General features: G+C 69.5%; 22 protein-coding genes. 11 read left to right on the top strand and 11 right to left on the bottom strand.

Annotated elements, in window-relative coordinates:
- Positions 1–187: 187 nt before the first annotated feature.
- Complete coding sequence (locus tag ACN20J_RS04265) at positions 188–1,066, bottom strand: RNA polymerase sigma factor SigF (protein WP_419665271.1); 879 nt, start codon at positions 1,064–1,066, stop codon at positions 188–190.
- A 442-nt stretch (positions 1,067–1,508) separates the two neighbouring features.
- Here ACN20J_RS04265 and ACN20J_RS04260 point away from each other — a divergent pair, with 442 nt between their 5' ends.
- The 5 genes from ACN20J_RS04260 to ACN20J_RS04240 all read left to right on the top strand — a co-directional run bounded on the left by ACN20J_RS04260 (position 1,509) and on the right by ACN20J_RS04240 (position 5,127).
- A complete protein-coding gene (locus ACN20J_RS04260) occupies positions 1,509–2,414 on the top strand; it encodes a SigB/SigF/SigG family RNA polymerase sigma factor (RefSeq protein ID WP_190231312.1) in 906 nt (301 codons plus the stop codon).
- A gap of 44 nt (positions 2,415–2,458) precedes the next feature.
- Positions 2,459–2,779, top strand: coding sequence for a DUF5133 domain-containing protein (locus ACN20J_RS04255; RefSeq protein WP_361997315.1), 321 nt, complete (start codon positions 2,459–2,461; stop codon positions 2,777–2,779).
- A gap of 295 nt (positions 2,780–3,074) precedes the next feature.
- A complete protein-coding gene (locus ACN20J_RS04250; protein WP_419665270.1) occupies positions 3,075–4,010 on the top strand; it encodes an anti-sigma factor RsbA family regulatory protein in 936 nt (311 codons plus the stop codon).
- Between the two features lie 164 nt (positions 4,011–4,174).
- A complete protein-coding gene (locus tag ACN20J_RS04245; RefSeq protein ID WP_419665269.1) occupies positions 4,175–4,546 on the top strand; it encodes a PRC-barrel domain containing protein in 372 nt (123 codons plus the stop codon).
- Positions 4,547–4,725: 179 nt separating this feature from the next.
- On the top strand, positions 4,726–5,127 hold the full coding sequence (locus tag ACN20J_RS04240; RefSeq protein WP_189841973.1) for an ATP-binding protein: 402 nt from the start codon (positions 4,726–4,728) through the stop codon (positions 5,125–5,127).
- 66 nt (positions 5,128–5,193) lie between these two features.
- Here ACN20J_RS04240 and ACN20J_RS04235 read toward each other — a convergent pair whose 3' ends face one another.
- Positions 5,194–5,628 carry an ATP-binding protein gene (locus ACN20J_RS04235; protein WP_189841759.1) on the bottom strand — a complete coding sequence of 145 codons (435 nt, stop codon included), beginning with the start codon at positions 5,626–5,628 and terminating at the stop codon, positions 5,194–5,196.
- 266 nt (positions 5,629–5,894) lie between these two features.
- On the opposite strand from ACN20J_RS04235, the gene ACN20J_RS04230 reads away from it, so the two are divergent.
- Positions 5,895–6,071 carry a hypothetical protein gene (locus ACN20J_RS04230; protein WP_107102281.1) on the top strand — a complete coding sequence of 59 codons (177 nt, stop codon included), beginning with the start codon at positions 5,895–5,897 and terminating at the stop codon, positions 6,069–6,071.
- A gap of 25 nt (positions 6,072–6,096) precedes the next feature.
- Here ACN20J_RS04230 and ACN20J_RS04225 read toward each other — a convergent pair whose 3' ends face one another.
- The 8 genes from ACN20J_RS04225 to ACN20J_RS04190 all read right to left on the bottom strand — a co-directional run bounded on the left by ACN20J_RS04225 (position 6,097) and on the right by ACN20J_RS04190 (position 17,873).
- Positions 6,097–7,818, bottom strand: a complete 1,722-nt coding sequence (locus ACN20J_RS04225; protein ID WP_419665268.1) for a dolichyl-phosphate-mannose--protein mannosyltransferase — start codon at positions 7,816–7,818, stop codon at positions 6,097–6,099.
- A gap of 29 nt (positions 7,819–7,847) precedes the next feature.
- A complete protein-coding gene (locus tag ACN20J_RS04220; RefSeq protein ID WP_419665267.1) occupies positions 7,848–9,158 on the bottom strand; it encodes an MFS transporter in 1,311 nt (436 codons plus the stop codon).
- A 74-nt stretch (positions 9,159–9,232) separates the two neighbouring features.
- Positions 9,233–10,096 (bottom strand): LysR family transcriptional regulator, encoded by an 864-nt coding sequence (locus tag ACN20J_RS04215; RefSeq protein ID WP_419665266.1) that lies wholly within the window; start codon positions 10,094–10,096, stop codon positions 9,233–9,235.
- A 214-nt stretch (positions 10,097–10,310) separates the two neighbouring features.
- Positions 10,311–12,356 carry a glycoside hydrolase gene (locus ACN20J_RS04210; RefSeq protein ID WP_419665265.1) on the bottom strand — a complete coding sequence of 682 codons (2,046 nt, stop codon included), beginning with the start codon at positions 12,354–12,356 and terminating at the stop codon, positions 10,311–10,313.
- Between the two features lie 119 nt (positions 12,357–12,475).
- Positions 12,476–14,518: a beta-galactosidase gene (locus ACN20J_RS04205; protein WP_419665264.1), complete on the bottom strand. Its 2,043-nt coding sequence runs from the start codon at positions 14,516–14,518 to the stop codon at positions 12,476–12,478.
- Positions 14,519–14,569: 51 nt separating this feature from the next.
- A complete protein-coding gene (locus tag ACN20J_RS04200; protein WP_419665263.1) occupies positions 14,570–15,907 on the bottom strand; it encodes an ABC transporter substrate-binding protein in 1,338 nt (445 codons plus the stop codon).
- Between the two features lie 92 nt (positions 15,908–15,999).
- Positions 16,000–16,944: a carbohydrate ABC transporter permease gene (locus ACN20J_RS04195; protein WP_190231305.1), complete on the bottom strand. Its 945-nt coding sequence runs from the start codon at positions 16,942–16,944 to the stop codon at positions 16,000–16,002.
- 2 nt (positions 16,945–16,946) lie between these two features.
- Entirely contained in the window at positions 16,947–17,873 is a 927-nt protein-coding gene (locus tag ACN20J_RS04190) for a carbohydrate ABC transporter permease (protein ID WP_189841765.1), read from the bottom strand.
- A gap of 193 nt (positions 17,874–18,066) precedes the next feature.
- Here ACN20J_RS04190 and ACN20J_RS04185 point away from each other — a divergent pair, with 193 nt between their 5' ends.
- Positions 18,067–19,146, top strand: coding sequence for a LacI family DNA-binding transcriptional regulator (locus tag ACN20J_RS04185; RefSeq protein WP_361997304.1), 1,080 nt, complete (start codon positions 18,067–18,069; stop codon positions 19,144–19,146).
- 151 nt (positions 19,147–19,297) lie between these two features.
- Here the strand turns inward: ACN20J_RS04185 and ACN20J_RS04180 are convergent, their stop codons facing one another.
- Positions 19,298–20,089 (bottom strand): DUF3050 domain-containing protein, encoded by a 792-nt coding sequence (locus ACN20J_RS04180; RefSeq protein WP_419665262.1) that lies wholly within the window; start codon positions 20,087–20,089, stop codon positions 19,298–19,300.
- Positions 20,090–20,359: 270 nt separating this feature from the next.
- Between ACN20J_RS04180 and ACN20J_RS04175 the strand changes: the two genes are divergently transcribed.
- The 4 genes from ACN20J_RS04175 to ACN20J_RS04160 are packed head-to-tail and all read left to right on the top strand — an operon-like array spanning position 20,360 to position 26,354.
- On the top strand, positions 20,360–20,956 hold the full coding sequence (locus ACN20J_RS04175) for an antibiotic biosynthesis monooxygenase (protein ID WP_189841768.1): 597 nt from the start codon (positions 20,360–20,362) through the stop codon (positions 20,954–20,956).
- A gap of 24 nt (positions 20,957–20,980) precedes the next feature.
- Positions 20,981–23,143, top strand: coding sequence for an aminodeoxychorismate synthase component I (gene pabB / locus ACN20J_RS04170; protein ID WP_419665261.1), 2,163 nt, complete (start codon positions 20,981–20,983; stop codon positions 23,141–23,143).
- The gene (locus tag ACN20J_RS04165; protein WP_419665260.1) at positions 23,140–24,708 is read left to right on the top strand and encodes an AMP-binding protein; all 1,569 of its coding nucleotides are present in this window, start codon (positions 23,140–23,142) and stop codon (positions 24,706–24,708) included. Before pabB ends, ACN20J_RS04165 begins: the two co-directional genes overlap by 4 nt.
- Positions 24,709–24,749: 41 nt before the next feature.
- Entirely contained in the window at positions 24,750–26,354 is a 1,605-nt protein-coding gene (locus tag ACN20J_RS04160; protein WP_419665259.1) for a class I adenylate-forming enzyme family protein, read from the top strand.

Here is a 26,354-nt window from a genome sequence, read left to right as displayed (position 1 = left end):
AGGTCATGCCGTGAACAAAGCTCGAGCCAGATTGGTGCCGGGGAGGGTGATCTTGCCTGGAAAACGCCACCGGAGCCGCGCACGACGGAGCCCGCCGCCCTGCTGTCGCGAGGTGGGAACGTTCGCGAGAGCGGGACGGCGGGCTCGACGATTCAGTGCGGCGTCAGGCTGCCGACGGGACGGTGCTTCACGCCACCGAGGGATCGAGCAGACCGGCGCGCAGCCGCTTGATGATGCGGCTGATCAGTCGCGACACATGCATCTGCGAGATGCCGAGGACCTCACCGATCTCCGCCTGGGTCCGCTCCTCGACGAACCGCAGATGGATGATGAGGCGCTCGCGCTCGTCGAGGTCGGCGATGAGGGGGGACAGGGAGTGGAGGTCGTCCACGAGCTCCAGCGCGTGGTCGTCCTCGCCGATGAAGTCGGCCAGGACGGTCTCGCCCTGCGAGTCGCCGTCGGAGGTGAGGGCCGCGTCGAGCGATGAGGAGTTGTAGCAGTTCGCCGCCTTGCGGGCCTCGATGACCTCTTCCTCGGGCAGCGACATGAGCTGCGACAGCTCGGCGGTCGTGGGCGTACGCCCCAGACGCGTCCGCAGTTCCTCGGTGGCCTTCGCCAGCTCGACCCGGGCCTCCTGCAGACGGCGGGGCACATGGACGGCCCAGCTCGTGTCGCGGAAGAACCGCTTGATCTCGCCGACGATGTAGGGGACGGCGAAGGAGGTGAACTCCACCTCGCGGGTCAGCTCGAACCGGTCGATGGCCTTGATGAGCCCGATGGTGCCGACCTGGACGATGTCCTCCATCGAGTCGCCCCGGCCGCGGAACCGGGAGGCCGCGTACCGGACGAGGGACAGGTTCATCTCGATCAGGGTGTTGCGCGCGTACTGGTACTCGCGCGTGCCTTCCTCCAGCACGGCCAGGCGGTCGAAGAACTGTCGGGACAGCTCGCGAGCGTCCTTCGGCTTGATCAGCGACGGTTCGTCGATGAGAGGCAGTGCCGTCTCGTCGATCGTCTGCGTGCGCTGTGCCGTGGCCGTTGTTTCGCCTGCCGTCACGGCTGTCATGCCGTCCACCCCACTCGTCGGCGCTGATGTGTCAAAGCCCGCATGCCCTGCTTCGGGCCGCCCACTCCCTCAAAGAGGTAAGAGAAATAAGTCGCCGGGAGGATCTGGCCGGAAGTCGCCCCTTTGTTCCCTTTCTTGAGGGGGTTTCGGGCGGGCGCCGACGGGAGACGAGGCCAGGCCGGAGCCGTGACGGGACGTGAATCCCGCCGCCGCACCGCGTGGTCGATTTCGAGAAGCGGTGTTTTCCCTCGGGAAGCACGGGCAAGCGGAATTTCGTGCTTCGGACCGGAGGCACGTCCGTAGGAGCGAGTAGGTGTGAGCTCCGGGGGCCTCCGGGCGTCTCGGGCGACACCACTCCTCCTGCGGCATTCCCCCGCAAGCCAATGCTCAGGAGCGAATCCATATGTCTAGCGATTTGTCGATTAATCGACCTGGCGAGCCCATGAGCACGGAGACGGCTGTCCGGCCGGACTCATCCACCCGGCCGTCCGCCCATGCGAAGCACCCGTCCACCCACGCGAAGCACTCGCACGACGATGCTCCTGACGCCGCGGCCGCGTTCGCCCGGCTCGCCGAACTGGAGGACGGCCCCGAACGGGACGCCGTACGCGACGAACTGGTGACCGTATGGCTGCCCATGGCCCACCGGATCGCCGGCCGGTTCCGCGACCGGGGCGAGTCGGTCGAGGACCTGCGCCAGGTCGCGGCCATGGGGCTGGTGAAGGCCGTCGACCGGTACGACCCCTCGCGCGGGGCGTTCGAGAGTTACGCCGTGCCCACCATCACCGGTGAGGTGAAGCGCCACTTCCGGGACCGGATGTGGGCGCTCAGAGTGCCCCGCCGGGTCCAGGAACTACGGAACAAGGTGCGGCTGGCCCGTCGGGATCTCACGCTGAATCCCGGATCCCCGGAGCCGACGGTGGCCGCGATCGCGGCGCACACCGGGCTGACGGAGGACGAGGTCGGCGCGGGGATGGAGGCGATGGAGAGCTTCAGCACGCTGTCCCTCGACGCCGAACTCGCCTCCGCGGAAGACAACTACAGCCTCGCGGACACGCTGGGAGACGTCGATTCCTCGTACGAGCTGGTCGTCGACCGGGAAGCGGCCAGGGAGGGACTGCGCCGGCTGCCCGAACGCGAGCGGGCCATCCTGTACATGCGCTTCTTCGAGGACATGACGCAGACGCGCATAGCCGATGTGCTCGGCATCTCCCAGATGCACGTCTCACGTCTCATCAGCCGCAGCTGCGCGCGTGTCAGGGACGAGGCGATGGGCGGGCAGCAGTCCGGAGCCGGTCACCCCGATGCCGACGGGCGGACCGACACCGACGGGCGCAGGGCCGCGTGACGCGGAAAGCCGAGGAGGTCGAGGAGACACGAGGAGTGAGCCCGATGCTGATGCCCCATCCCACGACCCTGCGCAGGCTCGTGGACGAGTACGAGGCGCTGATCGTCCCTGAGGGCGAGAGCGGCGCCGTGGTGAAACCGGACCAGCGGGCGCAGGACCTCGCGTACACGCTCTGCGTGTCGACCGGCACGCGAGACGTGAGGCGTGCCCTGGAGAGGGCGCGCCGCCATCTCGCGGCCGTACGGCAGCCCGTGGCGCCGACGCGGCCCATGGCACCCGTGGAGCCGGTGGCGCCGATGGCTTCGCGGCCTCCCGGTGCGGGCGGTCCCGAGGCGCGTGACGGCGGAGAGGCAGTCACCAGGTGAACCCCGCGGGCCGGGCGCGCAGACGTGCGACCGGCCCGCGGGGTGCGCGACACCGATGCGGACATGTTTATGGAACGCCAGTGCGACGGCGTATTGTGGCCCCCGGGGCGGCACCGGTGGACCTGATGGGCAGCACGGACAGATCGTTGTCCGTGTCGAGGTCCCGCGGCGGTGGGCCGCCCCGGCCGAGTCGGCCGACGGTCGGCTTCGTGCCCGGTGCCCACGAGACCCGGGCCGGGCGGTGGCGGATGTCCCAGACCTCTCGGCCCCTACCCCCGAAGACTGGTGGGGCGGCATGACGACGACGGCCACGGAGGACGCCCCCTTCGTGCATCCCGCGCTCTTCTACCGCGGTGACGAGGAGTACGTGGCCGGGACCGTGCCCTTCCTCCTGGAGGGACTGGCGGCGTCGGAGCCCGTCGCGGTGGCCGCCCCCGTCCCGCGGCTGGAAGTGATCTCGGCCGCGCTGGGAACGGCGGCCGAGTCCGTGCACTTCGTCGACATGACCAGAGCCGGCCGCAACCCCGGCCGCATCATCCCGTCGGTCCTCCGGGCCTTCGCCGACGCCAGGCGCGGCGGCCCTGTGCGCATCATCGGCGAACCGATCTGGTCCGGCCGCACCGCCACGGAGTATCCCGCCTGCGTCCAGCACGAGGCCCTGATCAACACGGCGTTCCGCGGGCGGGACGTGACCATCCTCTGTCCGTACGACGCCCGGTCGCTCCCGGACGACGTCCTCGCCGATGCCCACGCCACGCACCCTCTGCTCATCACCGCGGGCCATCAGTCGGTCAGCGGCGCCTACGACCCGGTGAAGGTCCTCGACCGCTGCAACGAGCCGCTGCCGAGTCCGCCCGGGGCGGCGACGTTCCGGTTCGACGCCGAAGCCCTGCCGGTCACCCGGGACTTCGCGCTCCACGAGGCGCGGGAGCGGGGGATGGGAGCCGTCCGCCTCCAGGATCTGGCGCTGGTCGTGGCGGAGTTGACCACGAACAGCGTGGTGCACGCAGGCGGCAGAGGAACGCTGCGCCTGTGGGCGGAGAGCGAGCAGATCGTCTGCGAGGTCCAGGACACCGGACGGCTGACCGACCTCCTCGTGGGCCGCCGCCCGGCACCCCCCGACCAACTCGGCGGCCGAGGCCTCCTCCTCGTCCACCACCTGTCGGATCTGGTCCGCACGCACACCGATGAGTGCGGCACGACGATCCGCAGCTACTTGGCGCGCGCCTGAAGCCTGAAGCACGCCGGAAGGCCCTTTCGGCGAAATCGTTGCGAATGCCAGTCCGTCGGCAGGGTATTTGCTGCCCGTGGAGCATGACGGGCGGCGGATGTCCGGCCGCGGTGCTCCACCCGGGCTCAGACGAGACGGAATGCACACGGGACGGAAGGAGCGGCGTGGTCACCGACAGAATCTGGTCGTACGCAGGGGACAGCGGGCACACGGAGGGGCAGCAGCTCACGGGGTTCACGGTGGTGGCGTCCGACGGCACGATCGGGCATGTGGGCCGGCAGGCCGACGACTCGGGCCTGCGCCATCTGATCGTGGACACCGGAGTCTGGCTGTTCGGCAGCAGCGTGCTGATACCCGTGGGCGTCGTCACCGCCGTCGACGCCCAGGCCAAGGAGGTCAGGGTGGCGTGCACCGAGGAGGAGATAAAGGCCGCGCCGCGGTTCAAGACCGATCGCGAGACGCTGGACCCCGAGTACCTCGCCGGTGTCGGCGACTACTACCGGAGTCTGCCGCCACGACAGGCGACCGCGCCCTGACCCGGCACGACGGTCGGGGGATTCGCACCCATGGTCGTGCGCTCAGTGGGAAGACGGATGTCGACGGACCCCTTCCGGGACCCGGCATCGATCGAGCAGATCTCAGGGGCACGACGGATATGGACCGAATCGACACGACTGCCTTCGCGTCGTCCGACCGCACGTCCGGTAGGACATCGATGACGGCGATTCCGATCACCACCGCGGCGATGGCCCGTGCCCACGTCCGCGCCGTGGTGCTGGAACAGTGGAACACCCCGTCCCGCAGAGCGACGGAGACCGCTGTCATCGATCTCCTGCTGGTCGTCTCGGAGCTGGCCGCGAACGCCGTCCGGCACGGGGGCGGGCTGGTCGGGGTCGAGGCGACGCCCACGAGCGAGGGCGTGCGGCTGGCCGTGCACGACAACAGTGACGTCGTCCCCGCCGCCGCCTTCGGCTCGGGCGGCCTTCCCCCGGTGCATCTGGGCAACGGCTACGGCTGGCCGCTGATCATCCGGCTGGCGCGCGACATCGCCATCGAAAGGCGTCCGGGAGGCGGCAAGACGATCAGCGTCCTGGTGCCGCTCCAGACCATGCCGTAGGGGCCGCGGGAGCCGTAGAGCGATCCAGGGGAACGCCGGGAGACCTCACCACGGCATGAACAGACCTCACCAGGGCATGAACACGTGGATGTCCTTGCCCTTCTCGGCCGGCACCACACTCACCTGGTCGCACAGCGTACGGATCAGATGCCACCCCACGCCCCCGTCGTTCCGGCCGGGGCGGAAGGGGCGAGGTGCCGGTGGTGTGGTGCTGGTGTCGTGCATCGTCACGTGCACACCGTCGAACGTGCGCCGCAGATACAGCGTGAACGGGCCCGGCGCGTACTGCACCGCGTTGGCGGCCAACTCCGTGACGACCAGCAGGATGTCGTCCCAGCGCTCGGGTTCCGCCGGCGGCGACGCGCGTGTGAGCGCAAGGAGGAACGCCTCCGCGGCGAGTCGTGAGCCCGTCACATCGGACGGTTCGCCGGCGAATTCGGTGGTCTGGGTGTAAGTCTCCTCGGAAGGCAGTTTGTCGTCCCAACGCGGCTCGATCGCCATCACGGCTTCCCCCAGCCCACTCCCTGTGGGGCTGTGGTGCTTGCTTTGCTTCCACCGTTGCTGCTTCCCGACGGCAAAGGGCTTACTCGTCCGGTTCCGGAGACGATGGCAGGGACTCCGGAATGCGGCGGTCTGCGGGGATTCCGCTGTGGTCGGCGAGTACCACGATCAGGCCGGGTCATGGGTGTCTGATCCGGCCCGGCCGGGGCACTCGTCGAGTGGGAGTGGGAACTGAACCCATTCCGGAAACCCAGAGAGGGGAATCCATGCTCGGCATGGCAGCGGCCGTCCTGTTCCTCATCGCGTTCCTGATCAACGCCGCGGAGATCTCGACCAACGACGTCTTCACCTCGACCAACGTGATGCTGATAGGGCTGATCGTGCTGGCCCTGCACCTCGCCGGCGTCGGCAGCGGCCTGGCGACCAGGGGCCGCCGAAGGTGACATACGGAGCGCGATCCCGTATCCCTCAGATCCAGGTGTCGAGCCACATCCTCGAATGCCAGTCGGGATACGGGATCGTCGCACCCGTGTAGATCGGGAAGAAGTAGATGAAGTTCCAGACGATGAGCAGTACGAGGACACCCGCGCTCATTGCTCCCATGGCCCGGCGTCTCTCACTCGACCCCGGCGGCCCCAGCATTGCGCCTACCGACATCGCGACGGCCAGGCACAGATACGGCACGAAGACGACCGCGTAGAAGGAGAAGACCGTACGGTCCTGGTACAGGAACCAGGGCAGATAGCCGGCGCCCACCGCGCACAGGACGGCGCCCGCGCGCCAGTCGCGGCGCAGCGCCCACCGGTAGAGCAGATAGAGCAGCGCGAAGCACGCCGACCACCACAGCAGCGGGGTGCCCAGCGCGAGCACCGCCTGGGAGCAGCCCGACGCGGTACGGCAGCCGTCCTGTGCGAAGTCCGTCTCGTACGAGTACGCCACCGGCCGTCCGAGGACCAGCCAGCTCCACGGGTTGGACTCGTAGCGGTGCCAGGAGTCCAGCCCCACGTTGAACTCGTAGACCCCGTGCTCGTAGTGCCACAGGCTGCGCAGCGGGGCGGGGATCCACGACCACGGGCCGCCCCGGCCGTCCGCCCAGTGCCGTCCGTAGCCCTTGTCGGACAGGAACCAGCCGGTCCAGGTCATCAGATACGTGACCAGGGCGACCGGCGCGAGGGACAGCACGGACCAGCCGAGATCCTTGCGCAGCACCGACAGATACGGGCGACGCGCGCCGGCGACACGGCGGGAGGCGACGTCCCACAGCACGGTCATGACCATGAAGAACGCCAGGACGTAGAGGCCGTTCCATTTGCTCGCGGCTGCCAGGCCGAGCATCGCGCCGGCCGCGATCCGCCAGGGCCGAACGCCCATCCCCGCGTGCTCGCCGGTGTGTTGATGCGGACCCGCGAAGCCGTCCGCGTCCACCGGCAGGGCTTCCGCGAGATGGGCCCGCGCCCGGTCCCGGTCGACCAGCAGGCACCCGAACGCGGCCAGCACGAAGAACATGACGACGAGGTCGAGCAGAGCGATCCGGCTCATCACGAAGTGCAGGCCGTCCACCGCCAACAGCAGCCCGGCCAGACAGCCCAGCGCCGTCGAACGGAACAGCCGGCGGCCTATTCGGCACAGCATCAGCACCGACAGCGTGCCGAGCACCGCCGTCATGAAACGCCAGCCGAAGGGGTTCAGGCCGAACATCCACTCACCGAGGGCGATCACCCACTTGCCCATCGGCGGGTGCGCCACGAAGGTCCCGGTGTCGGACAGCGGGATCACCTGGGGGTCCGCCAGGATCTGCGGGTCCGCGATCTTGCGGTCCGGCCACGTCCCCTCGTAGCCGAGCTTCAGCAACGCCCAGGCGTCCTTGGCGTAGTACGTCTCGTCGAAGGCGACGGACCGCGGCCGGCCCAGGTTCCAGAAGCGGATCGCTCCGGCGAGGACCGCGACGAGGACCGGACCGACCCAGCCCATCGCCTTCATGACGCGGTGGGTCAATGCCGTGCTGAGCCCCAGAGCCTCGCCGACGCGCGTGCCGGGCTCCGGGAAGGGCGGGACCAGAAGGTCGCGGGTGTCGGTCCGTGGGCGCGCCTCGTAGCCGAACCGGCGCAGCCGCCTCGCCCAGGGAGGAGGATCCGTCTTCGGGTGGGCGTCGGTGTCGGCGCCCACCTGCACCGCGATGTCACTGGTCACCGGGTCATCGTAGGGAACGGATGTTCAGCTCATGCGTTTTCGGCCACCCCTGTCCGGTCGCGGAACTCCGTGGCCCAGTAGAGGAGAGCCAGTACGGGGAGTGCGGTGCCGAGGAGGGACACCGCCGTCCAGCCGCCGGCGTGGAAGGCGAGCGAGCCGAACTGCGAACCGAGGGCGCCGCCGACGAAGAAGAGGGCGATGAAGGCACTGTTCAGCCGAGCCCGCGCGTTCGCGTCGAGCTGGTAGACGGTGTGCTGACCGAGGATCAGCGTGGTCTGCACGGCCATGTCGAGCAGCACGGCGGCCAGCGCCAGCAGGAGGATGTGACCCTGGCCGAACCCGGCGACCGCGAAGGCGACAGCCGCGGCGACGAGCCCTGCCCCGGTCATCGGGCGCACCAGCTTGCGATCGGCCCAACGGCCCGCGAAGGGAGCCACGGCCGCCCCGGCCGCCCCGACGAGGGCGAACACACCGACGCCGACGGGGGAGTAGTGGAAACGCGGACCCGTCAGGACGTACGAGACGGTGGTCCAGAACGCGCTGAACGCACCGAACATCGCCGCCTGGTAGAGCCCGCGGCGCAGCAACGCCGGGTGGACGCGCACCAGTCGGAGGGTGGAGCGCAGCACCTGGGCGTACGGGATCGCCGTGGTGGCGGCCTGGCGGGGCAGGGCGGCGTGCAGGGCGACAGCCAGCAGGGCCATCAGGACGGCGGAGCCCAGATAGACGACGCGCCAGCCGGCCACGTCGGAGACCAGGCTGCTGAGGGTGCGGGACAGCAGGATGCCGGTGAGCAGACCGCTCATCACCCGGCCCACGATCCGGCCGCGGGTGTGGTCCGGGGCGAGACTCGCGGCGAAGGGCACGAGGATCTGGGCGACGACGGACGTGCCGCCGCTGATCAGGGACGCGATCAGCAGCATGGGGAAGCTCGTCGCGAGACCGGCGGCGAGGAGGGCGAGCGTGGTGACCGCCAGCAGCACGGTGATCAGGCGGCGCTTCTCCAGCCGGTCGCCGAGCGGGACGAGCAGGAGCATGCCGAGGACGTAGCCGACCTGGGTGAGGGTGATCAGCCCGCCGGCGGCCGTCTCGCCGACGTGGAAGACGTCGCGCAGCGAGGACAACAGGGGCTGGGCGTAGTACAGGTTGGCGACCGTCATGCCCGAGGCGGTGGCCAGGAGCACGACCAGCCATCCCGGCACACCGAGTGCGGCCGTGCCGGTGGACCGGCCCGAGGTGTGGTCGTCGCGCGAGCTCTGGAGGACGTTCATGGTTCCGTCAGCGTTCGGGGGCACCTCTGTGCTTCCCTCGTCGCGGCGATGGTTCGAGATGTCAGTCATCTCCGAAGGAGATGGAGTCCGGAGCGGTGAGCGACCCGGGGCCGGTCAAGCCATGGCACGATCCGCGGCGTCCGTCAGGCCATGTGCCGCAGGAGCGCGGCGACCGCCGGGGGTGCCTCGCCCCGGGGCCGGACGACCATGACCTTCCAGTTCGGCGCGTGACGGTCGAAACGGTGGGTCGTCAGATCGGGGAACCGGTCGGCGATCGAGACGGGCATGACGCACACACCCAGGTCGTTGCGGACGAGTTCGGACGCCGCGACGATGTCGTTGACCTCGAAGGTCGGCTCGCGGTCGACGGAGGCAGCCCGGAAGGCCTTGTCCACGGCGAGCCGGATCGCCCAGCCGGGCGTGAAGTCCACCAGCGGCAGCCGGGCGGCGTCGGCGAGGGCGACCTTCCCGTCCGTCACGGGGAACGTCCGCCCCGGAGCGCTCACCAGCACCATCTCCTCGCGGGACAGCAGCCGGGTGACCAGTCCCCGCTGTTGCTGACGGTCGAGGGCGACCACGGCCAGATCCACCGTGCCCTCGCGCAGCGCCTGGCGGATGTCGACCACGGCCGCCTGCCGCAGCCGCACCACCACGCCCGGATGTTCGGCCCGCAAGGCGGCCAGCGGGCGGTGCAGTTCGGCCCAGACCCCCTGCATCGTGCCCACCGTGATCCGCCCCCGCAGCTGCCCCTGTACGACGTCGACGGCGGCCCGTGCCTGGTCCGCGGCCCGTAACGCCGCCCGGGCGGCTGGTACGAAGGCCTCACCGGCCGGGGTCAGGGAGACGCGGTGCGTGGTGCGGTCGAACAGCGGTGTCCCCAGCTCGCGTTCCAGCGCGCGGACCGTGCTCGACACGGCGGACTGGACGACGTGCAGCCGCTGCGCCGCCGCGGTGAAGCCGCCCTCCTCGGCCACCGCGATGACGACCTCCATCTGCCGCAGATCCACTGGCTCTCCCGGGGCGTGGTTCGGCTTCTTCAGCCATCTTGATCAGAGATGGGCCTCTTCATCGGGCATCACACCATGAGGTCGCCCTCGACGGAGTGGTCACAGGAGGAACGTCCCTGAACGCACCTCTGTGCCCGCCGTGCGCGACGGCGGGCACAGAGCTGTGCGACAGAGGGTGCGTCCGTCCGGGCGTCTGCCCGTGCGGCGGCCGGTCCTAGTCGGTCACGTCCGTGACCCTCCAGCGCTGGTTGGCGCCGGAGTTGGGCGTCCACAGCGTGACGGCGGCTCCGTCGTTGGTGGCCTGGCCGCCGACCTCCAGAAGCCGTCCAGTGGCGGCGTTGACGAGGGTCCAGGTGCCGTCGCCGGTCGTCGACATGATCCACTGGGTGGCCTTGTCGCGCGGGCCGGAGTCGGCCTCCAGCACCGGGGCGCCGTCACGGACCGCCAGGCGCTTGCCCTCCACCGGGTTGGTGAAGACGTACCGCTGCCGGTTGCCGGTGTCGCCGGAGATCTGCCGCAGCTTCCACTCCTGGCCGGCCGCGTCTCCCGCCGAGGTCCTGATGACGAGGCTCGTGCCGTTGTCGGCGACGGTGAGCGCCTTGCCGCTCTGGACGCCGGTCAGCTCGTAGGAGTGGCCCTTGCGCAGCTCGGCCGCGTCCTTCGCGACACCCGAGACGCCCTTGACGACGAAGGAGGTCACGGACTGCGCGGGCACCGTGAAGGTGGCCTTGCGGTCACTGACCTCGACGGCCCTGTGGCGTTCGAGCTTGCCGTCGGCGCTGGTCACGACCGGGGTGACGGTGGCGCTACGGCTGACCTTGCCGAACTTCGACAGGTCGACGGTGACCGCGCGGGTCTCGGTGGTGCTGTTGACGTGGACGACCGTCGCGCCGTTGCCCTTCCTGGAGACGGCGGCGGCACTGGAGGTGTCGTCGGTCTTGATCAGCCGGTCACCGGGCTTGATGTAGTGCGTGAAGTTGCGGGCCGTGTCGAACTTCGTGTTCGTGTAGATCGGGCAGGACTCGAGGGTGTCCTTCGAGGTGCAGCTGAACGGGAGCTGGATGCTGCCCCAGTTGCCGCCCTTGGCCGACTCGCCGCCCGGCTTCATGTTGTCGTAGTCCTCGACCGGCTGCCAGAACACCCAGGCCTTGGGCTCCAGTTCACGCAGGTCGTCGACGATGCGCTGGGCGAGACCGAGGCCCGGCCGCATGTCCGTGAAGCTCTGGCCGTCGCCCCAGTCGCCCTCGACCTCGCTCTGCCACAGCGGCTTGTCGGCCGCCTTCGCCAGGTCGCGTACGGTGGTGCGCTGGCCGGTGCCGTAGGTGTGGACGTTCATCTGGCCGACGAGGTCCCGCACTTCCTGCGGGTAGGTGTTCCAGTTCGTCGAGAAGATGGACGGGTTGGTCTCGTCCATCGCGGAGATCTCCGCCTTGGTCTTCGCCTTCTTCAGCGCCGGAGCCAGGGCCTTGATGACCTTCTGCTGGAGCTCGGGGCCGATGTGCGCCCCTTCCTGACGGCCGCCGACCGGCTTGCCGTCGGCGCCCAGACGGGTGCTCCAGTAGTTGGTGTTGGGCTCGTTGAACGGGTCGATCGTGTCGACCTTGATGCCCTCGGCCTTCTCGAGACGCTTGGTCGCGCCGGCCATGTAGGCGGCGAAGTCGTCGACCGACTCGGTCTTGAGCTGGTCCTCGGTGGCGTTGAACCCGCCCGACACGTAACCGCTCTTCGTCATGAACCACGGCGGGGAGTTGCTGAACGTCTCCCAGTGGTCGATGTCCTTCTTGATGCGGTCGACCCACCAGCGCTGGGTCGCGTCGGCGTCCTTGTTCCAGTCCGCCGGGTCGTCGGCGCTCCACCAGTCGGTGTCCTCGCGGGTGGTGCCGGCCGGGGCCTTCCACCAGCCCTCGACGGCACCTCCGGCGCGCAGATAGTCCTCGACGTCCGGGGCGTTGCCACCGCCGATGTTGTAGCGGGCGATGTTCAGCGCCAGGCCGTCGTCACCGAACAGGAGCTTGGCGAGCTTCTCGCGTATCTCCTTGGGATAGTCCCCGGTGGCGTTGGCGAACCAGACCAGGCTGGTGCCCCAGCCCTCGAACTTCTCCTGCTCGTACGAGGGGTCGGGCCGCACGGTGACGGCGGCGGTGTCCGCGGCCGTGACCTGTGCGGTGGACGACGGGGCGGAGACCAGGGCGGCCCCGGTGGCCAGTGCGGTGAGGCCGGCGGCTCCGAGGAGCCGTCTGTTGCGGGTGCGGCGTGCCATCTGTGCTCCCAACTGCGGTGGTGGTAGCTGCGGTTGACCTCCCGCCCGTCGGGCAGGAGGGATGGCCCTCGAACGAGTGCGGTGCCGTTCGAGGAGTCGGCGGTGTGCGGGGGAGTGGGTCAGCCGGCGGGCTGTCGCACCACGGCGACGTCCCTCGGCCCGAGGACGAGACCGCCCTCGGCGTCGGTGTCGCCGACCAGGACCTCACCCGGGAGGCCGGTCAGCGGCACGCTCTCGTCGGTCCGGTTGACCAGGAACAGGAAGCGGCCGTCGGGCCCGCGGCGCACGGTCTGCTCGACCGATCCCCGTGCGTCGGCGGGCAGTTCACTCCGGACGCCCGCCGGGCCGAGCAGCTCCGGCAGCAGACCGGCCAGCCCGTCGACACCGAGGCGGGTGGAGACGTACGAGGCCGAGCCCTGCCCCGCCGCACGGCGGGTGACGGCGGGCATGCCCGCGTACGTACCGGTGCGGTAGTGGGCCAGCACCTCCACCGTCGGGTCGGTGACGGTGATCCGGTCGGTCCACAGGGTGCCCGGGCCGGCGCCGTCCAGGTCGACGCTGTCACCGTCGAGCAGCGGCCCGAACTCCTCGATACGGATGCCGAGGAGGTCGCGCAGCGCTCCCGGGTGGCCGCCGAGCCAGATATGGTCGTTCTCGTCGACGACACCGGAGAAGTACGTGGTGACCAGGTGGCCGCCGGTCTCGGCGTACCGCGTGAGCTCCTTGGCCAGCGGCGCCGGGATCACGTGCAGCACGGGTGCGATCAGCACGTCGTAGCGGTCGAGGTCGGCCGTGGTGGTGACGACGTCCGCCCGGACGCCGAGGGCGAGGAGGGCGGAGTACCAGTCCAGCGCCTCCTGGCGGTAGTCGAGCAGGGCGGTCGGGTGGGAGTCCTGCTCGCTCGCCCACCACGACTCCCAGTCGTAGACGATCCCGACCCGGGCCGGTTCACGCTCGGTGCCCGCGATCGGGGCAAGCGTCTTGAGGGTTCGGCCGAGGGCGGTGACCGCGCGGAAGACCTCGCTGTCGGCGCCGGCGTGCGGCACCATCGCGGAGTGGTACTTCTCGGCGCCGGCCGCGGACTGGCGCCACTGGAAGTAGCACACGGCGTCGGCGCCGTGCGCGACGTGCAGCAGCGAGTCGCGGGCCAGGTCGCCCGGCCGCTTGGCCACGTTGACGGGCTGCCAGTTGACGGCGCTGGTGGAGTGCTCCATCAGGAACCACGGACGGCCGCTCGCGATACCGCTGGTGAGGTTCGCGGAGAAGGACAGCTCGTCGCGGTCCTGCGGGCCCGGGTGGACGTAGTGGTCGTTGGAGACGAAGTCGATCTCGCCCGCCCAGTCCGGGTAGTTCATGCCCTTGGTGTTGCCCATCACCATGAAGTTGGTGGTGACCGGCACGTCCGGCGTGATCTCCCGCAGCACGTCCCGCTCGGCGCGCAGGTACTCCTTCAGCGCGTCGGAGGAGAAGCGCTTGAAGTCCAGCTGCTGCGTGGGGTTCGGGTGGGAGGCGGCCAGCCGGGGCGGCAGGATCTGCTCCCAGTCGCTGTAGCGCTGCGACCAGAAGGCCGTGCCCCAGGCGTGGTTGAGGGCGTCGAGGGTGGTGTACCGGTCGCGCAGCCAGTCGCGGAAGGCACGGGCCGCGTCGTCCGAGTAGTCGTAGATGTTGTGGCAGCCCAGCTCGTTGGATATGTGCCAGGCCACCAGCGCGGGATGGTCCGCGTACCGCTCGGCCATCGTCCGCACCAGGCGCAGCGCGTGCTCGCGGAAGACGGGCGAGGTGGGCCGCCAGTGCTGCCGCGCCCCCGGCCACACCGTCTCACCGGAGGCGGTCACCGGAAGGATCTCCGGGTGCGCCGTGGTGAGCCAGGGCGGCGGGGACGCGGTGGCGGTGGCGAGGTCGACCCCTATGCCGCCCTCGTGCAGCAGGCCCATGATCTCGTCGAGCCAGCCGAAGTCCCACTGGTCCCGGGCCGGCTGGATGCGGGCCCAGGAGAAGATCCCCACGGAGACCAGGTTGACGCCGGCCTCACGCATCAGCCGTACGTCCTCCTCCCACACCTCGCGAGGCCACTGCTCGGGGTTGTAGTCGGCGCCGTACGCGAGACGTGGGGTGGAGTCACCGTCCGGCCCGTTCAGCTGGGACAGGAGGGTGGAGATCATCGTGGTCCTTCCGGTGTGACACAAGGGGGCGGCATGGGGTCGTGTGTCGGACTAGTCGACGGTGAAGCCCTGTTCCTTGCCGTACTTGATGGAGGCGTCCTGCCAGGACTTCAGGCCGGCGGAGAGCTTGGTGCTGCTGACGTAGGCCTTGCCGACGGTGTCGTTGAAGATCGAGTTGGCGTACTGCTGGAAGGGCAGGTACGACCAGTCGGCGCCGACGTTGGCCGCCGACTCGGCGAAGATCTCGTTGGCCTTCTGGCCGCCGAAGTACTCGAACTCCTTGTTCTGGAACGTGCTGTCCTGGAGCTCCGCGGTGGTCGCCGGGAAGGCGCCCTCCTTGATGCGGGTCGCGACGCCGTCACCGGAGTTCGCGTACTCGACGAAGGCGTAGGAGAGTTCCTTGTTCTTGCCCAGCTCGGGCAGGGTGAGCGAGCTGCCGCCGTTCTCCGCGGTCGCCTTGTCGCCCTTGGTCCAGGCCGGCATCGGCGCCGCGCGCCAGTCACCGGCGGCGTTCGGCACACCGGTCACGAAGTTGGCGGGCATCCAGGCACCGGTGGTCAGGGTGGCGATGGTGCCGTCGCCCAGGCCCTTGTACCAGTCGTCGGTCCAGCCGTTGATGGGCGAGACGAGCTTCTCGTCGATCAGCTTCTGCCAGGTGTCCGTGTACTTCTTGGCGCCCGCGTCGTCGAAGTTGACCGACACCTTGGTGCCGTCGACCTTGTAGGGACGCGAACCGGCCTGCCACAGCATGCTGGTGGTGAAGCCCGCGTCGCCGGCGTCGTTGGCGATGTAGACCTTGGGGTCGGCCTTGTGCAGCTTGCGGGCCGCCTCGACGTACTCGTCCCAGGTGGTGGGGACGGCGATCTTGTGCTTGTCGAAGACCTTCTTGTTGTAGAACATCGCCATCGGGCCGGAGTCCATCGGCAGGCCGTAGACCTTGTCACCCTCGCTCACGGCGTTCCACGGGCCGGGGGTGTACTTGGACTTGAGCTTGTCGGCGCCGAAGGGGGCCAGGTCGCTGAGGCCCTTGGTGAGGGCGTACTGGCTCAGCGCGAAGTACTCGACCTGCGCGACGTCGGGGACGCCCTTCTTGGCCGAGATGGCGTTCGACAGGGCCGTGTAGTGCTTGTCGCCGGAGCGCTCGCCGACGAGGTTGATCTTGACCTTGGGGTACTTCTTCTGGAAGTCGGCGGCGACCGACTTCAGCGTGGGCTCCCAGGCCCAGACCGTGATCGAGCCACCCTTCTTGAGGGCCGCCTGGATGTCGTCGGCGGAGACCGGCTTCTGGCCGGAGCTGTCGTCGTCGGAGCCACCGCAGGCGGTCGCGCCCAGGGCGAGGATGGAGAGGACGGCGAGGCCGCGCATCAGGCGGCGTGTGGTTCTGCGCATGGAGGTGCTTCCACTTCTTCGTGGGTGGGACAGGGTGAGGGTGAAGGGATGAAGGTGAAAGAGACGGGACCGAGGGGGCCTTGCGGGCGGGGTCACTCCTTGACGCTTCCGGCGGCGAGCCCGGACTGCCAGAACCTCTGCAGCAGCAGGAACGCGGCGATCAAGGGAATGATGGTGAGCAGCGAACCCGTGATCACCAGGTTGAAGATCACGTCACCGCCGATCGTCTGCGCCTGGTTGTTCCAGGCGTCCAGACCCAGGGTCAGCGGATACCAGTCCGGGTCCTTGAGCATGATCAGCGGCAGGAAGTAGTTGTTCCAGGTGGCGACCGTGGTGAACAGCAGAACGGTCACGGTGCCGGGGGCGAGCAGCGGCAGTGCCACCTGGAAGAAGGTGCGGATCTCGCCCGCTCCGTCGATCCGGGCGGCCTCCATCAGTTCGTTGGGGATCGCCTCGGTGGCGAAGACCCACATCAGGTACAGGCCGAACGGCGAGACGAGCGAGGGGATGATCACCGCCCACGGGGTGTCGGTGAGCCCCATCTTGCTGAACATCAGGAAGGTGGGCACCGCCAGCGCGGTACCCGGGACGGCGACGGCACCGATGACCACGGCGAACACGCCGCGCTTCCCGGGGAACTTGAACTTCGCCAGCGCGTAGCCGCCCAGGATCGCCAGGAGGGTGGCGCCACCGGCACCGAGCACCACGTACAACAGGGTGTTCAGGAGCCAGCGGACGAAGATGCCGTCGTGGTACGAGAACGTCTCGCTGATGTTGTCCCAGAGGGCGAAGTCGTTGCTGAACCACAGCCCGGACGAGTCGGCGAGTCCTTCCTGGGTCTTGGTGGCGCTGATGACCAGCCACACCAGGGGCACCACGGTGTAGAGGAGGATCAGGCCGGTCAGCACGGTCAGCAGAACGCTGCGCTTGGGGCGTCCGGGAACGTGCTCCTTGCGCGAGCGCAGGCGGGGCACGCCCTTGGAGCCGCCGGAGTTCTGGGCGGGTGCGGGCTGGGAGGTGGTGACGGAGCTGCTCATGTTCACGCTCCCTTGCGCATGCCGCGGAGCTGCACGACGTAGGCGATGACCATGGTGATCAGGCCCATGATGATGGCGACCGCCGCGGAGTAGTTGTGCTGCTGGCCGTTGAAGGACAGCGAGTACGTGTAGAAGTTCGGGGTGAAGTCCGTCGTGATCGCGTTGCGCGCCAGCGGCCGCAGGATGGCCGGCTCGTTGAAGAGCTGGAAGCTGCCGATGATCGAGAAGATCGTCGCGATGACGAGCGCGCCGCGGATGGCGGGGAGCTTGATGGCGGAGATGATCCGGAACTGCCCGGCGCCGTCGATCTCCGCGGCCTCGTAGAGCGAGTTGGGGATGACCCGTAGCGCGGAGTAGAAGATCAGCATGTTGTAGCCGATGAACTCCCAGGTCACGATGTTGCCGATCGACGCCAGGACCAGGTCGGACGAGAGCGGGTCGGGCAGCGTGATGTCGAAGGCCGAGTTGATGTCGCCCACCAGGCCGTACTTCGTGCCGTACATGAAGCCCCACATCAGGGTGGCGACCACGGCGGGCACGGCGTACGGCAGGAAGATCACGATGCGGAAGAAGTCCTTGCCGTACAGGCGTCCGCTGTCCAGCGCGAGGGCGATCAGCAGGGCGATGCCGAGCATGATCGGAACCTGTACGGCCAGGAAGAGCGAGACCCGTGCGAGCGAGTCCCAGAACTGCTCGTCCTTGAGGGCCTGGGTGTAGTTGTCCAGGCCGACGAAGGTGGTGCCACCGATCAACTGGTCCCGGAACAGACTGAGGTAGATCGAGTACACGATCGGGGCCAGGAAGACGAGGGCGAACACGGCCACGAAGGGACCGATGAAACCCCACCCCGTCCAGGAGCGGCGGTCCCGTTTCGCCGGAGGCCGGTCCGGGCGCCGCTTGGCTGCCGCCGGCGGTTGTAGCGTCGTCATGTCGTTCCTCGCTCGTCCCTCTCGCGAACCCGGCGTCGTGCGCCGCTGATGTTTGCGTAAACATCCAGTCCCGAAGCAGGTCGTGGCCTGTTATGTTTACGTAAACATCTGATGGCGGCATGTCTACACTGCCCCGTTGACGGTGGTCAAGGGTCATTTGAGGAAACTACGGCTCGGACAACGAGGGAGACGGGTGGACACAGCGGACAACGCCTCGGTGAGCAGGCCGAAGGCGTCGGCACGTGCCGGAAAACGAGCCTCCCGCCGGACGCAGAGCGCGTCCATGGCGGATGTCGCCCGACTGGCGGGCGTCTCCTCGCAGACCGTCTCGCGCGTTTCGAACGGTTACGCGGGTGTGAACGAGGAGACCCGGCAGCAGGTCCTGGCGGCCATGCGGGAACTGGGCTACCGGCCCAACAGTGCCGCCCGGGCGCTCAAGCGCGGCGAGTTCCGCACCATCGGCGTCATCACCTTCGGCCTCTCCACCACGGGCAACGTGCGCACGCTGGAGGCGATCGCCACCTCGGCGGCGCACGAGGGGTACGCGGTCACCCTGCTGCCCGTTGCCGTTCCCACGCAGGACGAGGTGCGCGGAGCGTTCTCCCGGCTGGGCGAACTGGCCGTCGACGCCGTCATCGTGATCCTCGAGGTGCACCTGCTCGACGCGGTGGCCCTCACCCTGCCGCCGCACATCCAGGTCGTCGTGGCCGACTCGGACGCCGGTGACCGCTACACCGTGGTCGACACGGACCAGGCCGGCGGGACCCGTGCCGCGGTGCGCTATCTGCTCGACCTCGGCCACAGCACGGTCTGGCACCTGGCCGGTCCCGAGGAGTCCTTCGCGGCCCAGCGCCGCGCCGACGCCTGGCGTGCCGAACTCACCGAGGCGGGCTGCACGGCGCCACCGCTGGTACGCGGCGACTGGTCGGCCGAGTCCGGCTACCGGGCCGGCCTCGAACTCGCCGCGCAGCAGGACTGCACGGCGGTGTTCGCGGCCAACGACCAGATGGCGCTGGGCCTGCTGCGGGCCCTGCACGAGCAGGGCCGGTACGTGCCCGAGGACGTCAGTGTCATCGGCTTCGACGACATCCCCGAGGCGGGGTCCTTCCTGCCTCCCCTGACCACCGTCCACCAGGACTTCGCCGAGGTGGGTCGCCGCTGCGTCGAGGGCGTGCTGCGGCAGATGCGCCACGATGCGGCGGAGCACGGGACGACGCTGGTGCCTACGCGGCTCGTGGTGCGGGACAGTACGGCGGCGCCGCGGGTGCGGTGAGCGTGTCGCGCCGCGGGGTGTGCGTCGTCGGCCGCGGGTCCGTCGTGCGTGGCACGGGGCGTGGTGTGCGTTGTCGTGTACGGCTGAGTCGTGGCTGGGTGCGCGGTTCCCCGCGCCCCTGAAGGGGCGGCCAGGGGAGCCGTCGGCCGGATCAGGTGGCCGACTTCTCCATGGCCCCCACGATCGCGTCCCAGAGACGGGACCTGGCCTCCAGGGCGAGGGTTGCCGTCTCCGCGGCTTCCTTCCAGCGGGTGTCGTCGTCCTGGCAGAGGTCGGCGACCATGGCCATGGCCATGGGGGTGTGCTCCTCGCCGTCCACCTCGATGTGCCGGGCCAGGTAGTCGCAGAAGATCGGGAACCGGTCGGCACCCTCCTTCTTGATCACCTGGTCGAACATGTCCGGGATGAGGTCCTCCCGGGAGAAGGCGAAGGCGGCCGCCTGGCAGTGCAGCGGCCTGTCGAGGATGATCCCGAACGTCGTGGTGACGAACTCGGCCGCGGGGCCCGGTACTTGGGCGGCCCGCAGCGCCGCCTGCACGTCGTGGCCCTCCCCGAGCAGGGCGAGGAACGTGTCGAGGCGTGCGGTGTCCGCCCCCGCCTCGACCATGCCGCCCCGGTAGAGCTCGAAGTGGCTGGTGAAGCCGCCGTCCAGTTCGTCGCTCTCCTCCACCAGCACGATGTCGTTGATGAGCCGCCGGCTCACCTGCGAGCCGCGCGGCAGCCAGGGGACGTCCACACACGTCAGCTCCCGCTGGAGGGACTTCAGGAGCGACATGAAGTCCCACACCGCGAAGACGTGGTGCTCCATGAAGGTCGCCATGTCCTCCCGGGTGCTTATCCGCTGGTAAATCGGATGGGCGGTCACTTCTTTTCGGGCCGGTTCGATCTCGGCGCGTACCCGGTCGATTCCCTCGTGGGTCATGCTCCAGTCATACCTGGACATGGGTCTCCTTCTTGCTCTTTCGGATCCGGCTCATTCGGCTCGACTTTCGGCTCTTCACGTCGCCGGCGAACGCTGCCCCCGAGACCGATGGTGCCGCCTTTTTCAAGAACCCGGCAAGCGATTTCAGGAATTCGCAAAGGTTACCCGAAGTACCGTGTGACAAAAGCTGCCAAGGCGGGCAGAAGGGTGACAAAGGGCCGCTTTCCCGGCTGCACACAAAAACTCCGTTGAGAGTTGAACATCAACTCTTGCCTTTCCGTATTCAGAGGCGTGACCAGGAATCCCGTTACCGTCACCGTCGCGTATCGAGTGGTACCGGGCCGCGAGGCCGAGTTCCACTCCTGGGGGTGGGGCGTGCTGCGTGCGACCGCGCAGGAACCGGGCTTCCTCGGCGGTGGTGTACTTGTCGACGGAGAGGCGGAGTGGCATGTGGTCTACCGCTTCACCAGTGAAGGTTCCGCCCTGGCCTGGGACAACTCGGCCGAGAGGGCGGATTGGCAGGCCCGTGCGGAGACGCTGGCCCGTGAGACGGGCCGACGGACCGTGCGGGGCTCGAAGGCGTGGTTCGAGTCCCTGACCGAAACTCCTTCCGCGACCGCGGCGGCACCACGTCCGCCACCGAAGTGGAAGTTATGGTTCGTGAATATGAGCGCGGTCTTCCCGCCTGTACTCATATTCAATTTGTTGGTACTTCCTTACCTCGGTGACTTCAACCCTCTCATCCGCACCTTGTTCCTCTGCCTGGCCGTGACGGCCATTGTCACGTGGATTCTCATGCCGCGGCTGCAGCGTTTCTTCAAGAAATGGCTGTACCCGCCGCTGCAGGCGATCCGCGGACGGCACAAACGGCGGGCCGCACAAGGCTGAGAACGACCAAAGGGGGGTGGGCGGGTGAAGACCCTGCTCATCGACAATTATGACTCGTACACATACAACCTGTTCCAGCTGATTGCCGAGGTCAACGGCGAGGAGCCGGTGGTGATCCTCAATGACGCCCCGGCCGACGGTCTTCCGGACCTGCGGGGATTCGACAACGTGGTGGTGTCCCCGGGACCGGGACACCCCGCTCACCCCCGCGACATCGGCATCAGCGCCACGGTGATCGGCGAGGCCACGATCCCCGTCCTCGGTGTGTGCCTCGGACACCAGGGCATCGCGGCGGGCGAGAGCGCCCGGGTGACGGCCGCACCGGAGGCCCGGCACGGCCATCTCTCCAGAATCCGGCACACGGGCGAGGGCCTGTTCAGCGGACTCCCGCAGGACTTCACCGCGGTCCGCTACCACTCGCTGTCCGTACGGGAACCGCTGCCGGCCGCCCTCAAGGGCACCGCCTGGGCCGAGGACGGCGTCCTGATGGGGCTGCGGCACCGCACCCGGCCGCTGTGGGGTGTGCAGTTCCACCCCGAGTCGATCCTCACCGAGTACGGCCACCGGCTGCTCCTGAACTTCCGGGGCCTCACAGCGGCGCGCAGTCGCGGGGTCCGCCTGACCAAGTCCCGTACGCGCGACGCCCGTACACGCGAGTCCCGTACCGAAGGCGGCACTGCCACGGCGTTCGTACCCCGACCCCGGCGCTCCGCGCCCGTCGGGTACCGGCTGCACACCCGCCGGATCGCGACCGCCGTGGACACCGAGGCGGCCTTCACCCGGATGTGCGCCGACGCGCCCAGAGCGTTCTGGCTGGACAGCTCGCGGGTCGAGGAGGGGCAGTCCCGGTTCTCGTTCTTCGGCGACGGCACCGGCCCGCTGGCCGAGTTCGTACGGTACGACGTCGAGTCCGGTGTCTGTGAGGTCGAGCGGCCCGGGAGGCCCCCGCGGAAGGTGCGGGCCAGCGTCTTCGACTATCTGAAGCGGCAGTTGGCGACCCGCCGGGTGGACGCCGACGAGCTGCCCTTCGACTTCACCGGCGGATACGTCGGCTACTTCGGATACGAGCTCAAGGCCGACTGCGGCTCGCCGAACCGTCACCGGGCCGAAACTCCGGACGCCTCCTGGCTCTTCGCCGACCGGCTGATCGCGGTCGACCACCAGGACGGCTTCACCTATGCCGTCTGTCTGGCGGAGAACACCCCGCAGGGCGCGCGGGACGCCGGTGACTGGCTCGACAGCGCGGTGGCGCAGCTGAGCTTCGTGGCGGCGGCCGGGCCCGCCGTGACCCCGCCGGCCGCCTCCGAGCCGGATCTGCACGCCGCCGAACCCTGGCTGGTGCGCGACCGTGAGACCTATCTCGCCGACATCGAGGCGTGCAAGCGCGAGCTGCACGCCGGCACGAGCTACGAGATCTGTCTGACCAACGCCGCCGAATTACCGGCGCCGCCCGACCCGTTGGCCTACTACCGGGCGCTCCGGCGCATCAACCCGGCGCCCTACGCGGCCTTCCTGCAGTTCGACGACCTGACCGTGGCGGGCGCGTCCCCCGAACGCTTCCTGCGGATCACCCGGGACGGCCTCGCCGAGGCCAAGCCCATCAAGGGCACCGCGCCCCGCGGCGACCGGCCGGAGGAGGACGCCAGGCTGAGGGACTCGCTCGCCGCGGACGCCAAGACCCGCGCCGAGAACCTGATGATCGTCGACCTGCTCCGCAACGACCTGGGCCGGGTCTGCGAGACCGGCACGGTCCGGGTGCCGCGCCTCATGGCCACCGAGACCTACGCCACCGTGCACCAACTGGTCTCCACCGTCGAGGGCCGCCTCCGCGCAGACACGGAAGCCGTGGACTGCGTACGTGCCTGCTTCCCCGGCGGCTCCATGACCGGAGCGCCGAAGCTGCGCACGATGGAGATCATCGACTCACTGGAGACCGCCGCCCGCGGCATCTACTCCGGAGCCATCGGCTATCTCGGCTGCAGCGGTGGAGCCGACCTCAACATCGTCATCCGCACCGCCGTCTTCACCGGCGGCCGGATGCACCTGGGAGCCGGCGGCGCGATCGTCCTCGGCTCCGATCCCGAAGCGGAGTACGACGAGATGCTGCTGAAGACCGCCGCGCAGTTACGCGCCCTCCGCGAGTCCACGACCGCCGAGCCGGTCTCCCTGCAGGAGCAGATCCGATGACGCCCACGACCTCCGCCCCGAGCCCCACCGACACGGCCGATGGCACCGAGACCGAGGCCGGGAACCTGGCCTCCGGGCTGGCCGCGCTTGCCGAGGGCCAGGGCTGGACCGACCGGCCCGCCTTCCACCAGGGCCACCGGGCCTGGACCCACGGCGAGATCCACGACCTCGCCGCCCGCGCGGCCAGTGTGCTGGCCGACCACGGTGTCTGCCCCGGCGACCGGGTGCTGCTCGCGCTGCCCGACTCCCTCGCCTGGGTCACGGCGTTCCTGGCCGCCGCCCGGCTCGGCGCGGTCGCGGTCCTCGTCAATCCCGAACTGCCCCCGGCCGACCACGAGTTCATGGCCGAGGACGCCGGAGTCACCCTGTGCGTGACCGGGCCGGGCCTGGAGGAGCGGTTCGTCGGCCGGACCCGGCTGGGCGCCGACCAGCTCGTCGCGCTCACCCGCAGCACACCGCCGACCACCGGTGCCCACCCGGCCGGACCGCGCACCCCGCTCTACATCCAGTACACCTCCGGAACGACCGGCACCCCCAAGGGAGTTGTGCACTGCCACGGCGACCCCGGGACGTACCACGAGCTCATCGGCGACCCGCTCCTTCGGATCACCCCGGACGACGTCACCCTCTCGGTGTCGAAGCTGTTCTTCGCGTACGGCTTCGGCAACGCCTTCGTCTTCCCGCTCTTCTCGGGGTCCTCCGCCGTACTGGTCGACCGGCGCCCCTCACCCGCCGCCGTCGACGAACTCGTCGCCCGCCACCGGGTGACCCTGCTCTACTCCGTGCCCTCCGCGTACGCCGCCCTGGTCGCCGACCGGGCCGACGGACACGCCGCCTGCTTCGCCTCCGTACGTGCGGCGGTGTCGGCCGGAGAGGGCATGCCCGCCGGACTCGGCGAACGCGTCACCGAACTGCTCGGCGCACCCGTCCTGGAACAGATCGGCTCGACGGAGGCCGGGCACGCCTTCTGCGCCAACAGCCTCGACGCCAACACCCCCGGCACCGTCGGCCGCCCGGTTCCCGGCTTCGACGTGGAGCTGCGCGACCGCGCCGGACACCCCGTGGCGGACGGCTCGGAGGGCGAACTCTGGGTCAAGGGGCCGACGTTGACGCCCGGATACCTGAACCTGCCCGGGGAGACGGACCGCGTCCTCGTCGACGGCTGGCTCAACACCCGGGACCGCGCGCGGCGCGAACCGGACGGCACCTACCGGCACTTGGGCCGCGCCGACGACATGGAGCTGGTCGGCGGCATCAACGTCTCCCCGCTGGAGGTGGAGGCCGTGCTGCGCAAGCACCCGGCGGTACGCGAGGTAGCCGTCGCGGCCGTCACCGACGACCGTGGCGCGACCGCTCTGCGGGCCTACGTCGTCATCGGTGTGTCGCCCTCGACCGCCCCCACCTTCGCGGCGACCAGGTCGGGCCTGGAGTCCGAGCTCATCGCCCTGGCCCGCACACACCTCGCTCCCTTCAAGGCCCCCAGAACCGTCCACGTCGTGCCGTCGCTGCCCCGCACCCCGACCGGCAAGCTCCGCCGCCACCTCGTACGCCAGGGCGCGTGGTGACCGTGGGCACAACCGCGAACACCCCAGAAAGGAAAGGGCACATGCCACAGCCGCAGTCCCTGCTCTCCGATCGTGGGTTCTATCTCGGCCCGATGTTCCAGCAGGCCACCGCCCGCCACGGCGCCGTCCCGGTCACCCTGGACCGGCCGCTGGACGTCAACCCCGACCTCGGTCTCGACCTCAGCTACCCGGTGCTGGCCGCCCTGGTCGAGGACCTGTCCGGGCGGCTGTGGGAGGCCGGCGTCCGGCCCTCCGAGCAGGTCGTCGTCCACAAGACGGACAACGTCGACATCGTGCTGCTGACCTGTGCCGTCTCTCGGATCGGTGCCGTCCCCGTGCTGCTCTCGCCGGGTCTGCAGGGTCCCGTCGTCGGCCAGCTCCTGAAGCGGCTCCACGAGCCGTGGCTGGTCACCGACCGGGCGAAGCTCACCGGGCTGCTCAAGGACATCGGCGTCGGCCGGCTCGTCCGGGGGACCCTCAGCGTGGACGACGCGCCCGGAGCGGTCCCGCTGGACAAGTACGCGGGCGCCCCGCCCCACGGGCCCGTCCGGCTGCACCCGCGCGAACCCGCGCTGATCACCCACAGCTCGGGCACGACGGGCACCCCCAAGCTCGCCGTGCACTGCCCGAACACCATGTGGAACCGGCTCGTACCCCAGAAGGCGATGGGCTGGCCCACCCGCGGCGAGACGGCGGCGCTGCACATGTCCTTCGTGCACTCGCGCTTCTACCACCTGCTCGGCGTACTGCTGCACTTCGGCAGCCCGCTGCTGTTCATCACCGACCCCGAGCCCGCCGCGGCGGGCCCGCTGCTCGCCCGGCACCGCCCCGGAATCGTCGAGACCCACCCCAACACCTTCGTGCTGTGGGAGGAGTTGGCCGACGCGCCCGGCGCACCGCTGGCCCGCGTCCGCTCGTACGGCAGCACCTTCGACGCGATCCACCCGCGTACCGTGCAGCGGCTGCTCGGCGCGTCGAACCGGCGCTCGCCCTGGCTGATGCAGCTGTACGGGCAGAGTGAGACGGGCCCGGTCGCCTTCCAGTGGTACACGCGACGCAGCGCGGCCAGGGCGGACGGCCGCCGCGTCGGCATCGCCATCCCCGGCTTCACCCGGACCCGGATCGCCGACAGCGAGGGACGACGGACCCAGCCGGGTACAGCGGGCCGTATCGAGGCCCGCACCAGGGGCCGGATCCTCACCTACCTCGGCGCCCAGGACCAGTACGACCGTCAACTGGGCGGCGGCTGGTGGCAGATGGGCGACATGGGCTACCGGAACCGGTGGGGCGCGCTCTATCTGATCGACCGTGAGATCGACCAGATCGACTCCGTGCACAGCAACCTGGAGATCGAGGACACGCTGATGTCCCGCCTCGACGAACTGCGCGAGGTCGTCATCGTGCCCGGCGTCGACCGCGAGCCGGTACCGGTGGTGTGCGTGCGGGGCGAACAGCCCCTCGACCTGCAACGCTGGCACGAGGCGACCGCCGACCTCCCCAAGATGACCTACCCGCGGCAGTGGCGGTTCGACGAGCTGCCGATGACCTCCACCTGGAAGGTCAAGCGGGTGGAGATCACCCGCATGCTCACCGAGAGCGCGACTACCACCGCCACCGCGACCACCGAGCATCCCGGTGGCGCCTGA

Origin of the sequence: Streptomyces sp. 2-1, assembly GCF_048564895.1 — a bacterium.
GTDB classification, from domain to species: Bacteria; Actinomycetota; Actinomycetes; order Streptomycetales; family Streptomycetaceae; genus Streptomyces; species Streptomyces phaeochromogenes.
Note: the sequence above shows the minus strand (reverse complement) of the source record. Positions and strands in the feature narration are given on the sequence as shown.

What these genes read in the sequence shown, in the direction of transcription:
- ACN20J_RS04265 (WP_419665271.1), bottom strand. Translation starts at nt 1,066, where the DNA reads ATGACAGCCGTGACGGCAGGCGAAACAACGGCCACGGCACAGCGCACG.
- ACN20J_RS04260 (WP_190231312.1), top strand. Translation starts at nt 1,509, where the DNA reads ATGAGCACGGAGACGGCTGTCCGGCCGGACTCATCCACCCGGCCGTCC.
- ACN20J_RS04255 (WP_361997315.1), top strand. Translation starts at nt 2,459, where the DNA reads ATGCTGATGCCCCATCCCACGACCCTGCGCAGGCTCGTGGACGAGTAC.
- ACN20J_RS04250 (WP_419665270.1), top strand. Translation starts at nt 3,075, where the DNA reads ATGACGACGACGGCCACGGAGGACGCCCCCTTCGTGCATCCCGCGCTC.
- ACN20J_RS04240 (WP_189841973.1), top strand. Translation starts at nt 4,726, where the DNA reads ATGACGGCGATTCCGATCACCACCGCGGCGATGGCCCGTGCCCACGTC.
- ACN20J_RS04235 (WP_189841759.1), bottom strand. Translation starts at nt 5,628, where the DNA reads ATGGCGATCGAGCCGCGTTGGGACGACAAACTGCCTTCCGAGGAGACT.
- ACN20J_RS04230 (WP_107102281.1), top strand. Translation starts at nt 5,895, where the DNA reads ATGCTCGGCATGGCAGCGGCCGTCCTGTTCCTCATCGCGTTCCTGATC.
- ACN20J_RS04220 (WP_419665267.1), bottom strand. Translation starts at nt 9,158, where the DNA reads ATGACTGACATCTCGAACCATCGCCGCGACGAGGGAAGCACAGAGGTG.
- ACN20J_RS04210 (WP_419665265.1), bottom strand. Translation starts at nt 12,356, where the DNA reads ATGGCACGCCGCACCCGCAACAGACGGCTCCTCGGAGCCGCCGGCCTC.
- ACN20J_RS04205 (WP_419665264.1), bottom strand. Translation starts at nt 14,518, where the DNA reads ATGATCTCCACCCTCCTGTCCCAGCTGAACGGGCCGGACGGTGACTCC.
- ACN20J_RS04200 (WP_419665263.1), bottom strand. Translation starts at nt 15,907, where the DNA reads ATGCGCAGAACCACACGCCGCCTGATGCGCGGCCTCGCCGTCCTCTCC.
- ACN20J_RS04195 (WP_190231305.1), bottom strand. Translation starts at nt 16,944, where the DNA reads ATGAGCAGCTCCGTCACCACCTCCCAGCCCGCACCCGCCCAGAACTCC.
- ACN20J_RS04190 (WP_189841765.1), bottom strand. Translation starts at nt 17,873, where the DNA reads ATGACGACGCTACAACCGCCGGCGGCAGCCAAGCGGCGCCCGGACCGG.
- ACN20J_RS04180 (WP_419665262.1), bottom strand. Translation starts at nt 20,089, where the DNA reads ATGTCCAGGTATGACTGGAGCATGACCCACGAGGGAATCGACCGGGTA.
- ACN20J_RS04165 (WP_419665260.1), top strand. Translation starts at nt 23,140, where the DNA reads ATGACGCCCACGACCTCCGCCCCGAGCCCCACCGACACGGCCGATGGC.
- ACN20J_RS04160 (WP_419665259.1), top strand. Translation starts at nt 24,750, where the DNA reads ATGCCACAGCCGCAGTCCCTGCTCTCCGATCGTGGGTTCTATCTCGGC.